The 13122-nt window shown below is 68.4% G+C and carries 12 protein-coding genes; 6 read left to right on the forward strand and 6 right to left on the reverse strand.

All coding sequences use genetic code 11. The features are described from left to right. Positions 1 to 24: 24 nt before the first annotated feature. From ST3T6A_RS0102150 to ST3T6A_RS0102165, 4 genes are read right to left on the reverse strand one after another with little or no spacing between them, the layout of a single operon-like run. On the reverse strand, positions 25 to 1572 hold the full coding sequence (locus tag ST3T6A_RS0102150; RefSeq protein ID WP_019831242.1) for a DHA2 family efflux MFS transporter permease subunit: 1548 nt from the start codon (positions 1570 to 1572) through the stop codon (positions 25 to 27). After that, the gene (locus ST3T6A_RS0102155) at positions 1569 to 2783 is read right to left on the reverse strand and encodes an HlyD family secretion protein (RefSeq protein ID WP_026359355.1); all 1215 of its coding nucleotides are present in this window, start codon (positions 2781 to 2783) and stop codon (positions 1569 to 1571) included. The genes ST3T6A_RS0102150 and ST3T6A_RS0102155 overlap by 4 nt, the downstream gene beginning before the upstream one ends. Then, on the reverse strand, positions 2780 to 4210 hold the full coding sequence (locus tag ST3T6A_RS0102160) for an efflux transporter outer membrane subunit (protein ID WP_019831244.1): 1431 nt from the start codon (positions 4208 to 4210) through the stop codon (positions 2780 to 2782). Before ST3T6A_RS0102160 ends, ST3T6A_RS0102155 begins: the two co-directional genes overlap by 4 nt. Beyond that, on the reverse strand, positions 4207 to 4692 hold the full coding sequence (locus ST3T6A_RS0102165) for a MarR family winged helix-turn-helix transcriptional regulator (protein ID WP_026359356.1): 486 nt from the start codon (positions 4690 to 4692) through the stop codon (positions 4207 to 4209). Before ST3T6A_RS0102165 ends, ST3T6A_RS0102160 begins: the two co-directional genes overlap by 4 nt. A gap of 177 nt (positions 4693 to 4869) precedes the next feature. Here ST3T6A_RS0102165 and ST3T6A_RS0102170 point away from each other — a divergent pair, with 177 nt between their 5' ends. From ST3T6A_RS0102170 to ST3T6A_RS0102180, 3 genes are all read left to right on the forward strand, one after another. Then, positions 4870 to 5328, forward strand: a complete 459-nt coding sequence (locus ST3T6A_RS0102170; protein ID WP_019831246.1) for a DUF4126 family protein — start codon at positions 4870 to 4872, stop codon at positions 5326 to 5328. Continuing rightward, positions 5325 to 6701, forward strand: a complete 1377-nt coding sequence (locus ST3T6A_RS0102175; protein WP_019831247.1) for an FAD-containing oxidoreductase — start codon at positions 5325 to 5327, stop codon at positions 6699 to 6701. Before ST3T6A_RS0102170 ends, ST3T6A_RS0102175 begins: the two co-directional genes overlap by 4 nt. A 66-nt stretch (positions 6702 to 6767) precedes the next feature. After that, positions 6768 to 7616 carry an oxidoreductase gene (locus ST3T6A_RS0102180; protein ID WP_019831248.1) on the forward strand — a complete coding sequence of 283 codons (849 nt, stop codon included), beginning with the start codon at positions 6768 to 6770 and terminating at the stop codon, positions 7614 to 7616. 35 nt (positions 7617 to 7651) lie between these two features. On the opposite strand, the gene ST3T6A_RS21355 is transcribed toward ST3T6A_RS0102180, so the two are convergent. After that, positions 7652 to 8053: a hypothetical protein gene (locus ST3T6A_RS21355; RefSeq protein ID WP_157602338.1), complete on the reverse strand. Its 402-nt coding sequence runs from the start codon at positions 8051 to 8053 to the stop codon at positions 7652 to 7654. Between ST3T6A_RS21355 and ST3T6A_RS0102185 the strand changes: the two genes are divergently transcribed. Beyond that, positions 8022 to 9914, forward strand: coding sequence for a ribonucleoside-diphosphate reductase subunit alpha (locus ST3T6A_RS0102185; protein WP_026359357.1), 1893 nt, complete (start codon positions 8022 to 8024; stop codon positions 9912 to 9914). The two genes, ST3T6A_RS21355 and ST3T6A_RS0102185, sit on opposite strands and share 32 nt — an antisense overlap. 173 nt (positions 9915 to 10087) lie before the next feature. Continuing rightward, positions 10088 to 12343, forward strand: coding sequence for a transferrin receptor-like dimerization domain-containing protein (locus tag ST3T6A_RS0102190; RefSeq protein WP_019831250.1), 2256 nt, complete (start codon positions 10088 to 10090; stop codon positions 12341 to 12343). Between the two features lie 101 nt (positions 12344 to 12444). Here the strand turns inward: ST3T6A_RS0102190 and ST3T6A_RS0102195 are convergent, their stop codons facing one another. Then, positions 12445 to 12696, reverse strand: a complete 252-nt coding sequence (locus ST3T6A_RS0102195) for a DUF2171 domain-containing protein (protein ID WP_019831251.1) — start codon at positions 12694 to 12696, stop codon at positions 12445 to 12447. A 71-nt stretch (positions 12697 to 12767) separates the two neighbouring features. On the opposite strand from ST3T6A_RS0102195, the gene ST3T6A_RS0102200 reads away from it, so the two are divergent. Continuing rightward, positions 12768 to 13121, forward strand: a complete 354-nt coding sequence (locus ST3T6A_RS0102200; protein ID WP_026359358.1) for a hypothetical protein — start codon at positions 12768 to 12770, stop codon at positions 13119 to 13121. The last annotated feature ends 1 nt before the right edge of the window (position 13122 follow it).

Below are 13122 nucleotides of genomic sequence, written 5' to 3' on the forward strand. Positions count from 1 at the left end.
GACGGGCATCACCCAAGGGCGATCTCAGTCGGCGGCCACCACATGCTCGCTGGGCGCCGGCTTGTGGCAGAGCCACACCAGCGGGATCACCGCCACCATCATCGCGGAGCTGATCCAGAACAGCTCCAGCGACGACAGAAGATACGCCTGATTGATCACCTGCCGGTAGACCGCGCCGGCCGCCTGGAGCGGGCTGAAGCCATAAGCCTGAAGCTGCGCGGTGGCATCCCGGTAGATGGGCGACAGGTCGGTCCCCACCTCGGTCAGCCGCACCTGATGGAGCGCCTCGCGGCGATCCCAATAGGTGGTGATGATCGAGGCGGCGAAGCTGCCCGCGGTGATGCGCACGAAGTTCGACAGGCCGCTCGCCGACGGCACCTCCTCGGGCGCCAGGCCGTCCAGCGAGATGGTCAGCAGCGGCACGAAGAAGATGCTCAGGCCCAGCCCCTGCAACGCCAGCGGTGCCGCCAGCACGAAGAAGCTCGAGTCCGGCGTGTAGTTCGACCGCATCCAGAAGGAGCCGGCCATGCACAGGAAGGCGGCGGTCGCGAGCCAGCGTGTATCGAGCTTGAGCTTGCTGACGAACGGCGTCGCCAGCACCGCCATCGCGCCCGAGGGCGCGGCGACGAGGCCCGCCCAGGTGGCGTTGTAGCCCAGATATTGCTGGAGCCAGAGCGGCAGCAGCAGGTTGTTCGCGAAGAACAGCGCATAGCCGAGGCACAGCGCCACCGTGCCGAGCAGGAAGTTGCGGCGACGGAAGAAGGACAGGTTCACCACCGGATGCTTGTCCGTCACCTCCCAGATCACCCAGGCGATGCAGCCGACGATCGCGCAGATGGTCAGCACCACGATCAGCGGATTGTTGAACCAGTCGCGGTCCTTGCCGAGATCGAGCATGGTCTGGAGGCTGAACACCCAGAAGGCGAGCAGCATCAGGCCCACGGTATCGATCGGCAGCTTGCGCGTCGGCGTCTCGCGGTTGTGCAGGAAGCGCCAGGTGAGGCCGGCCGTGATGATGCCGAAGGGCACGTTGATCAGGAAGATCCAGCCCCAGAAATAATTGTCGGAGATGTAGCCGCCGAGCACGGGGCCGAGCACCGGCGCGGTCAGCGTCGTCATCGACCAGATGGCGAGCGCCGTCCCGCGCTTGTGCGGCGGGAAGATCGAGATGAGCAGCGCCTGGCTGCCGGGGATCATCGGCCCCGACACGCCGCCCTGGAGGATGCGGAAGAAGATGAGCGACGGCAGGCTCCACGCGATGCCGCAGAGCAGCGACGCGACGGTGAAGGCCAGCACCGAGACGGTGAAGGTCCTGACCACGCCGAAGCGGCCCATCAGCCAGCCGGTCAGCGGCACGGTCACGCCGTTCGCCACCGCGAACGAGGTGATGACCCAGGTGCCGCTATCCGTGCTGACGCCGAGATTGCCCGAGATGGTGGGCAGAGAGACGTTGGCGATCGTGCCGTCCAGCACCTGCATGAAGGTGCCGAGCGCGAGCGCGATCGAGGCGATGCCCAGCGCCACGCCGGTGAGCGGCGCGGGCTGCCCACCCGGCGCGGCCGGGCCGCTCACCGGGCCGAACCCATGTTCTGGGCGATGATCTGGCGGATGCGGGCTTCCACGGCGGGGCCGCCATCCACCACGTCCTGCGTGCCGCCGGCGGGCGGGGTGCTGCCGGCCACCATCGGACCCGAGCGATCGCTGGTCGCCACCTTCACGGTCATCGACAGGCCGATGCGCAGCGGGGTCTTGGCCAGCTCCTTCGGGTCGAGCGCGATGCGGACGGGCACGCGCTGGACGATCTTGATCCAGTTGCCCGAGGCGTTCTGCGGGGGCAGCAGCGAGAAGGCGTTGCCCGAGCCGGCGCCGAGGCCCAGCACCTTGCCATGGAAGGTCACGCCCTTGCCGTAGACGTCCGCCTTGATCGTCGCCGGCTGGCCGACGCGCAGATGCTCGAGCTGGGTCTCGCGGAAGTTCGCGTCCACCCACAGGCTGTCGAGCGGCACCACCGCCATCAGCGGCGTGCCCGGCGCGACGCGCTGGCCGAGCTGGACGGTGCGCTGGGCGACCACGCCGGAAAGCGGCGCGCTGATGTTCATATAGGCGCGACTGATCGCGGCGCGGCGCACGGCGGCGATCGCGGCGAGCACGGCCGGGTTGTTGGAGACGTCCGTGCCCTGGATCGAGCTGGCCGCCTGCGAACGCTTCGCCTCGGCGAGGTTGAGCGCGGCGCGCGCCGTGGTGACGGCATCGGCGGCGTGGCTCACCTCCTCGCCCGAGACGGCGCCGTCGGCGACGGCGGCCTTGCGGCGGCGATAGTCGTTCTCGGCTCGGCCGAGATCGGCCTGCGCCTGCGCGATCTCCGCCGAGGCCTCGTCCACCGACGAGCCCTGCGAGCGGAAGGCGCGGACGGCGCGGCCGAGATCCGCCTCGGCGGAGGCCAGCGCGACATCCTCGGTCGCCGGATCGAGATCGATCAGCGGCTGGCCGCGCGTCACTTGCTGGGTGTTGTCGGCATGGAGCGCGATCACCGTGCCGCCTTCGCGCGCCGTGATCGAGACGATGTTGCCGCCGACATAGGCGTCATCCGTCTCCTCGCTCGACGGCGCGAGCAGGATGCTGACGCCATAAGCGATCGCGGCCAGCACGATCACGATGCCGAGGATGAGGAAGCCGGTGCGGCGCGCCCGCGACTTGGGCGGCGCCTGCACGGCGGCGGTGGCGACAGGCGCTGGGGCGTCCATGGGAGTCTCCCGGTCGAGGGTCTGGGGGGTGTCGGTCATGAGTGGGTGTCCGCGGCGACGGCCGCCTGGCGCGGCGCGAGGGGATCGAAACCGCCGCCCAACGCGGCGATGAGCTGGATGCGGCGGGTCAGCGCGTCGGCCTGTACGCCGACAAGGGCCTGCTCGGCCTCCAGCAGGCGGAAGCCGGAATCGATGGCGTCGAGCTGCGAGCCGAGGCCGGTCTGCACGCGCACCTGATCGAGCCGCACCGTATCGCGCAGGCCCTGCACGACGCGGCCCTGCTCGGCCAGATCCTCGTCCGCCGAGCGGACGTTGGTGATCGCGTCGGCGGACTCGCGCACCGCGCCGAGCACAGCGTTGTCATAGTCCGCCACCGCGCCGTCGAGATCGGCGGTCGCGCCGCGATATTGCGCGCGCAGGCGGCCGCCCTCGAAGATCGGCAGGCTGAGCGCGGCGCCGCCGCTGAACGAGCCCGCGCCGCCGGTGAAGAAGTTGGAGAGGCCGACCGAGGCCAGCCCGGCGAGCGCGGTGATGTTGATGTCCGGCATGAAGGCGGCGCGCGCCACCTTGCGACCCTGCACCGCCGCCTCGATCCGCGCCTGCCCGGCGAGCAGGTCCGGCCGGCGGCCGAGCAGGTCCGCGGGCAGCAGCTCGGGCACCACCGGCGCCTTGTCGAGCGCGAGGGTGGGCTTGTCGATCTGCGGATAGAAATCGGCGCCCCGGCCGACCAATGCGGCCAGTGCATGGACCAGCGTGTCGCGCTGGCGGGTGGCCTGCGTGCGCACCTGCTCAGCCTCTGCGAGGAGCGTCTCGGCCTGCTTGAGCTGGAACTGGCTGCTGAGCTGGTTCTTCACGCGCGCCTGAGCATAGCCGAGCGCCTTCTGCCGGGTGTCGACGAAGCCATTGGCCACCTCGATCAGGCGATTGGCCTGCGTGAGGCCCACATAAGCCTGCGCGATCGCGACCGAGAGGGAGAGCCGCGCCGCCGCGCTGTCGAGCCGGGCGGCGTCGGCCGAGGCGGACGCCTGCCGCACCGCCGAACGCTGGCGGCCGAACAGGTCCAGATCCCAATCGAGATTGGCGCCCGCGATGGCGATGTTGGCGGTGTTGCCGCCGATCGGCGGCGGGGCGAGCTTGTCGCCGATGCGCGCGCGCATCACCTGCGCCGAGCCGTTGACGTGCGGGAGCAGCGCGGAGTGCTCGACCTGCACCTGCGCATTGGCCGCGCGGACGCGGGCCTCGGCGGCGGCGAGGCTCGGATTACCGGCCAGACCCATCTGGATCAGCTTGTCGAGCTGGGGATCACCGAACGCGGCCCACCAGTCGGCCCCGATCTTCGCGGTGCCGCTCTCCAGTCCAAGCTGGCTTTCCTGCACCTGCGCCACCTGCGGCCCTTCATGAGGCACCGCCGCGCATCCTGCGAGCAGCAGGGCCGCCACCGCCGGGAATGCGATCACCCGCTTCATTCCGCCAACTCCTTGTGCCTGTCCGGGCAGCCGCAAACGCGCTCCGCCGCAGCCAGCAGCTTGATCAGGCCGGCCACCACGACGTCCACCTCGTCCTGTTCGAAATCCACCAGCACCTCGTTCCACGCCTCGACGACCCGATGCTGCAATTGTTCGACAAGCGCGTGACCCTCGTCCGTGACGGCGAGCTGCACGACGCGCCGGTCCGCCGAGCCGCGATCCCGGACGAGGAAGCCGCGCGCCTCGAGCACGTCGATCATCCGCGTCGTGGCGCCGGTGGTGATCGATAGCTCGCGAGCCAGGTCGCCGGCGTTACGCGCCACGCCGTCGCGCACGACCTTCAACGCGATCCACTGCACGAAGCTGACGCCCGTGTCCTCGAACCGCGACTCGACCAGATTCGCCATGAGCTTGTCGATGCGGCGCACCAATCGTCCGGGCGAGGAGCGCGTGGCGCAGCTTTGAATCGTGAGAACGGCCATAACGCCTTCCGATGCATTGTCTGCATATGCAGATATTGCAGGATCAAATATTCGTCAAGACGCATCTTCGCGAGGGTACGTCTGGCCGGATGATGTGACAGCGCCGTTCCGATCCGCTACAAACTTGGCGGGACAGGACTTTCCGGCCGGTGGACAACCGATGAGGGGGAGAGTGCGATGATCGTCATATTGGCGCTTCTGATCGGGTTCATCGCGGGTCTCCGGGCGATGATCGCCCCGTTGGCCATCGCGGTGAAGGCGCGACTCGGGCTTCTCGATCTCCACGGAAGCTGGCTCGCCTTCTTCGGCTATCGCTGGACGCCGTGGGTGCTGGCGCTCGCCGCGCTGGGCGAGATCGTCAACGACAAGCTGCCCGCCACGCCGAGCCGCAAGGTGCCCCCGCAATTCGCGGTGCGCGTGCTGATGGGCGCGCTGTGCGGCGCGGCGGTGGGCATCCCGTCGGGGCAATGGATCGTCACGCTGCTGCTCGGCGCGATCGGGGCGGTGCTTGGCACGCTGGGCGGCGCCGCGGCGCGCGGCGCGCTCGCCCGTATGTTCGGCAAGGACATGCCCGCTGCGCTGATCGAGGATGTGGTGACGCTGCTCCTCGCGATCGCCGCCGTGCACGCGCTGTGACCCGCACGTTCGACGCCATCGTCGTCGGCGCGGGGCAGGCGGGACCGCCCCTCTGCGGACGCCTGAGCGCCGCCGGCATGAAGGTCGCGCTGATCGAGCGGCACCTTCTCGGCGGCACCTGCGTCAACACCGGCTGCATGCCGACCAAGGCGCTGGTCGCCTCCGCTTATGCCGCGCACCTTGCCGGCCGCGCGGCGGATTATGGCGTGATGGTGCGCGGGCCGATCGACATCGACATGCCGAAGGTGACGGCGCGCGTGCAGGGTGTCGCCTCCACCGCGCGGGGCAATGTCGAGAAGTGGGTCGGCGGCATGGCCAACTGCACGCTGATCCGCGGCCAGGCCCGCTTCCTCGCGCCCGACCGGATGCAGGTGGGCGAGGAGGAGATCAGCGCGCCGCGCATCTTCCTCAATGTCGGCGGCCGCGCCGTCGTGCCGGATTTCCCCGGCGTCCATGACATCGAGACGCTCACCAACACCTCGATCCTCCAGCTCACCGAGGTGCCGCGCCATCTGATCGTGATCGGGGGCAGCTATATCGGGCTGGAGTTCGCGCAGACCTATCGCCGCTTCGGGGCGCAGGTGACGGTGATCGAGAAAGGCCCGCGCATCGTTAGCCGCGAGGATGAGGACGTGTCGGCCGCGCTCCAGGAGATATTGGAGAAGGAAGGCATCGCCTTCCGCCTCAATGCCGAGTGCATCCGCTTCGCGCGGCGACCGGACGGCATCGCCGCCGGCGTGACCTGTGAGGAAGGGCCGCCCGAGGTGATCGGCAGCCATGTCCTCCTCGCGGTCGGGCGGCGGCCCAACACCGACGATCTCGGCCTCGACGCCGCCGGCCTCGCGAGCGACGCGCGCGGCTATGTCACCGTCAACGACCGGCTGGAGACCAACGTCCCCGGCATCTGGGCGATGGGCGACTGCAACGGGCGCGGCGCCTTCACCCACACGAGCTATAATGATTACGAGATCGTCGCCGCCAACCTGCTCGACGGCGCCGACCGGCGCGTGATCGACCGCCTGCCCTGCTTCGGCCTGTTCACCGATCCGCCGCTCGGCCGCGTCGGGCTGGGCGAGGCAGAAGCCAAGGCGCAGGGCCACCGCATCCGCGTCGGCAAGCGGCCGATGACGCGCGTCGGCCGCGCGGTGGAGAAAGGCGAGGCGCAGGGTTTCATGAAGATCGTCGTCGACGCGGACAGCGACGTGATCCTCGGCGGCACGGTGCTCGGGCCGGGCGGCGACGAGGCGATCCACGTCATCCTCGACATGATGCAGACCGGGCAGACGGCGACCTCGCTCGCCCACACCGTCCATATCCACCCGACCGTCTCGGAGCTGCTGCCGACCATCGCGGGCGAGCTGAAGCCCGCCTGAGCCCCTCTTGGCCGAAGCGCCCCCGCCGCGCTAGATGGAGGCCCCTCCTCCAAGGCGAGTGCTCCCATGACCGCTGACGCCACCCCCGTCTGGTTCATCTCCGGCTGCTCGACCGGCTTCGGCCGCGAGCTGGCGCGCCTGCTGCTCGAACAGGGCCAGCGCGCCGTCATCACCGCGCGGGGCAAGGATCGCGTGGCCGATCTCGCCACCCTCGCCCCGGACCGCGCGCTGGCGCTCGACCTCGACGTCACCGACGAGCGCCAGATCGCCGCCGCCGTCGAGGCCGCCGAAGCCCGTTTCGGCCGCATCGACGTGCTCGTGAACAATGCGGGCTACGGCTATCAATCGACCATCGAGGAAGGCGAGGACGCCCGCATCCGCGCCCAGTTCGACGCCAATGTCTTCGGCCTGTTCGCGCTCACCCGTGCCGTGCTGCCGGGGATGCGGACGCGCGGGCATGGCCATGTCATCAACATCACCTCGGTCGCCGGGCTCGTCGGCTTTCCGGGCTCGGGCTATTACGCCGCCTCCAAGCATGCGGTGGAGGGCTTCTCCGATGCGCTCGCCGTCGAAGTGGGGCTGCTCGGCGTGCAGGTGACCTGCGTCGAGCCGGGGCCGTTCCGCACCGACTGGGCGGGCCGCTCGCTCGAACAGACGCCGAGCCGCATCCCCGCCTATGACGCCACCGCCGGCGCGCGTCTCCAGAGCACCAGGGCGATCAGCGGGCGGCAGGCGGGCGATCCGGTTCGCGCCGCGCAGGCGATGATCGACATCGCCCTGAAGCCCGGTGCGCCCCGCCATCTGGTGCTCGGCGCCTGGGGTTATGAGGCGGTGACGGAGCGGCTGGCCGAACGGCTCGCCCTCATCCGGGAATGGCGCGAAACGAGCCTCGCCGCCGATTATCCGGAAAATTGAGGGCGGCTGCTGTATCCGGCCGATGATGACACTTCTCATCGCGGATGAATCGTTTCGGCGCTGATGCCAAACGATTCACCGCCGTCGAAATCGGCCACAATTTGATCCACAATTTTCGCACCGCAGCGACGCGCCGGAAATCGGGCGTCAAGCAGGCAATCGCGGTTCAAACCAAAATAAATGCTCTTGTGCCGCGACTCGGGCAGGGGCACTATCCGTTGTGTCAGGCACTGGGGGCCGACACCAGATCGAGTTGAAACACCGGGATTCAGCCTTGAATCGCGGAACGGGCGTCCCATTTCCACAGTGGGACGAACGGAGAACGGACTCGTCTGCGTCGCCTTCGGTGCTATGGTCGGGAGCGTAATCCCGAGTTGTACGGAATTTGAACGCGGGATGGACATCATGGATCTTTCGGGCAGCAGCGAGACCGTCATGAGCGACGCCCCTCTTCTGGACATCCAGCGTGCCGCCGCGGCCGCCAAGGACGGTCAGGGTGCCCGCCCGATCCCCTACGAGATCGTCAAGGACGACAGCCGCGACGCGCTCCTCACCGATTTCGGCAAGGAGACACTGAACGATCGCTATCTCCTGCCCGGTGAAACCTATCAGGACCTCTTCGTTCGCGTTGCGTCCGCTTACGCCGACGATCAGGCGCACGCCCAGCGCCTGTATGATTACATCTCGAAGTTGTGGTTCATGCCGGCCACGCCCGTGCTGTCGAACGGCGGCACCGGGCGCGGGCTTCCCATCTCCTGCTATCTCAACTCGGTGCCGGACAGCCTGAACGGCATCGTCGACACCTGGAACGAGAATGTCTGGCTCGCCTCGCGCGGCGGCGGCATCGGAACCTATTGGGGCAATGTCCGCGGCATCGGCGAACCGGTCGGGCTCAACGGCAAAACCTCGGGCATCATCCCCTTCGTCCGCGTGATGGACAGCCTGACGCTCGCGATCTCGCAGGGCTCGCTGCGCCGTGGCTCGGCAGCCTGCTATCTCGACGTGTCGCACCCGGAGATCGAGGAGTTCCTCGAGATCCGCAAGCCGTCGGGCGACTTCAACCGCAAGGCGCTCAACCTGCACCATGGCGTGCTGCTCACCGACGAGTTCATGGAAGCGGTGCGCGACGGCAAGAGCTTCGATCTCAAGTCGCCGAAGGACGGCTCGAAGCGCGGCGAGGTCGATGCCCGCGCGCTGTTCCAGAAGCTGGTCGAGGTCCGCCTCGCGACCGGCGAGCCCTATATCGTGTTCTCGGACACGGTGAACCGCGCCATGCCGAAGTTCCAGCGCGACGTGGGCCTCAAGGTCTCGACCTCGAACCTCTGCTCGGAAATCACGCTGCCGACCGGCATGGACCAGCATGGCGTCGATCGCACCGCGGTCTGCTGCCTGTCCTCGCTCAACCTCGAGACGTGGGACCAGTGGAACGGCGACAAGCAGTTCATCGAGGACGTGATGCGCTTCCTCGATAACGTGCTGACCGACTATATCGAGCGCGCCGAGCCCGGCATGGAGCGGGCGAAGTACTCCGCCAGCCGCGAGCGCTCGGTGGGTCTGGGTGTGATGGGCTTCCACTCCTTCCTCCAGGCGCGCGGCCTCGGCTTCGAGAGCGCGATGGCGAAGAGCTGGAACATGAAGATGTTCCGCCACATCCGCGCCAAGGCGGACGAGGCCTCGATGCTCCTCGCCCATGAGCGCGGGCCGTGCCCGGACGCCGCCGATCAGGGCGTGATGGAGCGCTTCTCGTGCAAGATGGCGATCGCGCCGACCGCGTCGATCTCGATCATCTGCGGCGGCACCTCGGCCTGCATCGAGCCGATCCCGGCGAACATCTACACGCACAAGACGCTGTCGGGCAGCTTCGCGGTCAAGAACCCCTATCTGGAGAAGCTCCTCAAGGAGAAGTCCAAGAACTCCGACGCGGTGTGGAACTCGATCCTGGAGCGCGGCGGTTCGGTCCAGCATCTCGACTTCCTCAGCCAGGAGGAGAAGGACTGCTACAAGACCAGCTTCGAGATCGACCAGCGCTGGCTGATCGAGCTGGCCGCCGACCGCACGCCCTATATCGATCAGGCGCAGTCGCTCAATCTGTTCATCCCGGCCGATGTCGAGAAGTGGGATCTGCTGATGCTCCACTTCCGCGCCTGGGAGCTGGGCGTGAAGTCGCTTTATTATCTGCGCTCCAAGTCGGTGCAGCGCGCCGGCTTCGCGGGCGGCGTCGAGGCCGACAACACGCCCGATCTGCGCAAGATCGACGTGGAAGCGACCGATTACGACGAATGCCTCGCCTGCCAGTAAGGCGCGCGGGCTGGTCCAGCGCCCCGCCGAGGCGGCGGCGGGGAATGAGATGATGTTTCGGACCGGGCGCAGGCGGCGCCGGGGGTGATGGCCGTGCGCCATTACCTCACGGTGCCCGCGTCCGGGTCATGGGAAGCAGATTGCCGGGGGGCAAGCAGGGAGAACATAGGGGCATGACCTTCACAGGACGACTTCTCGCCGGCGTGGGCATCGCATCGCTGGCTTGCAGCACCTTCGCATCCGCCGCCGCGCCCGTGACGGGCGATGCGCGCACGCGCGAGGCCGCCTTCGACGCCGCGATCAGCAGCGACGAACAGATCGCCTGGCTCAAGGACATGTCGTCCGCTCCCAACCATGTCGGCTCGCCGCACGACAAGGCAAATGCCGAGAAGGTTCTCGCCCAGTTCAAGTCGTGGGGCTGGGACGCGCATATCGAAACCTTCCAGGTTCTCTACCCCACGCCCATCTCCACCACGCTGGAGATGATCGCGCCGACGAAAGTGACGCTCGGCGGGCAGGAGCCGCCCGTCCCCGGCGACCCGACCTCGGCCGAGACGCAGACCGCGCTGCCGCCTTATGTCGCCTATCAGGGCGACGGCGATGTCACCGCGCCGGTCGTCTATGTGAATTACGGCATGCCCGCCGATTACGAGGAGCTGGCGCGGCGCGGCATCGACGTGAAAGGCAAGATCGTGCTCGCCCGCTATGGCGCGGGCTGGCGCGGATTGAAGCCCAAGCTGGCGCAGGACCATGGCGCGGCCGGCTGCCTCATCTATTCCGATCCCGCCGACGACGGCTATGCCAAGTGGGACACCTATCCGCGCGGCGGCGGCCGGCCCGATCATGGCGTGCAGCGCGGATCGGTGCAGGACATGACCATCTATCCGGGCGATCCGCTGACCCCCGGCATCGGCGCCACCGCCGACGCCAAGCGGCTGACCCGCGAGCAGGCGCAGACGATCCTCAAGATCCCGACGCTGCCCATCTCCTATGCCGACGCAACGAAGCTGCTCGCCGGGCTGGAAGGGCCGATCGCGACCGGGCCCACGCGCGGCGCGCTGCCGCTCGCCTATCATTATGGCGGCACCGGCACGGTGACGGCGCATCTCGCGGTCAAGTCGGACTGGTCGCTCAAGACGCTCTACGACGTGATCGCCACGCTCAAGGGCAAGACGCGCCCCGACGAGTGGGTGATCCGCGCCAACCATCGCGACGGCTGGGTGTTCGGCGCGTCCGATCCGCTGTCAGGCCATGTCGCCATGCTCAGCGAGGCGAAGGCGATGGGCCAGCTCGTGAAGAAGGGCTGGCGGCCCGATCGCACCATCGTCTACGCGAGCTGGGACGGCGAGGAGCCCGGCCTGCTCGGCTCGACCGAATGGGCGGAGACGCACGCCGACGAGCTGAAGCGCAAGGCCGTGCTCTATATCAACACCGACAATAACGGCCGCGGCTTCGTCCATATCGAGGGCAGCCACGACCTCCAGCATTTCGCCAACCAGACCACCGGCGACGTCACCGATCCCGAGACGGGCGCCACGCTGGCCGAGCGCGCGCGGGCGGAAGTCCTTGCGCATGAGGCGGAGAAGGCAGGGAGCGAGAAGGATTATGTGGTCGCGGCGGCCAAGGCCGGCGGCGATCTGCCGATCGGACCGCTGGGCTCGGGCTCGGACTATTCCTCCTTCCTCCAGCATCTCGGCATTCCGGCGCTGGACGTGGGCTTCGGCGGCGAGGACGCGACCAGCGGCTCCTATCACTCGATCTACGACAGCTTCACCCACTTCACCCGGTTCGACGATCCGGGCCTGAAATATGGCGCGGCGCTGTCGAAGCTGGCCGGACGGCTGGTGATGCGGGCCGCCGACGCGCCCCGCGTGCCCGCCCGCTATGGCGACTTCGCGAGCACCGTCGCGCGTTATGTCACCGAGGTGAAGAAGCTCGCCGCCGACCAGCGCAAGGAGGATCAGGCGCAGGCCGACGCGCGCGCCGCCAACGCCTTCCGCCTCGCCTCCAACCCGGAGGCGCCAACCGCGGCCCCCGAGGCCAAGACGCCGACACCGGCGATCGACATGGCCGCGCTCGACGCCGCCTCGGCGCGCCTCACCCGTTCGGCCGCCGCCGCCGACGCGATGTTGGCGGGCGAGGATCGTCTCCCCGCCGCCACCCGCGCGCGGATCGAGGCATCGCTCCGCCAGATCGACCAGTTGCTGCTCGATCCGACGGGCCTGCCCTTCCGGCCGTGGTATCGGAACCTGATCTACGCGCCGGGCCGCTTCACCGGCTATGGCGCCAAGACCCTGCCGGGCGTGCGCGAGGCGATCGAGGAGCGGCGCTTCGATGACGCCACCGCCTATGTCGGCAAGACGGCGGCGGTGCTCAACGCCTATGCCGATCGGCTCGATCAGGCGGTGGCGATGGCGGGCGCCAAATGACGCAGAGGGCGCCGCATCGGCCCTCTCCCGTGGCGGGAGAGGGCGCGCAGTCGCGAAAGGACGCGTTTGCGCCTATATTCCGCGGGATGAAGGCCGAGGGCTCAATCCGTTTCTTCGAACATGTCGGCGACGACGTCGGCATTGGCGGAGAGGCGCACCTTGTCGCCTTCGATCTCGGCCACGAGGCCGAGCGGGATGAAATGATGCTTGGCGCCCTCGCCGCCCGGCCCCTGCGGGCTGTCCTTCCGGGTGAGCTTGATCCGGTCACCGTCGAGATGATCGACAGTACCGAGATGCACGCCATCCGCGCCGATCACCTCGGCATGTTCCTTGATCTGGGACTTGTCGACCATCGCCTCGCTCCTTCGCTTGGGGGACAGGGCCGGGAACGCGCGAAATCCGTTTCGGCTGCATGGAGGTGCGCATGAGTATGCTCCTGCTCCGCTGGATGGCGCTGATCGTCGGCCCGGTGCTGTTATTCTCAGCCTATCGGCTGCGCCGCAAGCCGCAGGAGTTCTGGGTACTGCTGGGCAGCGGGCTGGCCGCCACGCTCAGCCTCACCGCCTCCGCACTGCCCGCCCGCGTGCAGGCGCTGATGCCGGTGCATGTCAGCGCCTTCGCCCTCTATGTCGCGGGCGCGCTGCTGCTCGCACGTGCCGTCTTCACCCGTCTCGGCCCGGTCGCCCGCCTGCTCTATCTGGCGTGCGGCATCGCCTTTCTTTCGCCCATCCTGATCCTGACCTCTTTTGCGGTCGCCCTGCATTCGCACGGAGCCTGAA

The sequence above is a fragment of the Sphingomonas sp. PR090111-T3T-6A genome, from assembly GCF_000383095.1.
Classification (GTDB): Bacteria; Pseudomonadota; Alphaproteobacteria; order Sphingomonadales; family Sphingomonadaceae; genus Solisphingomonas.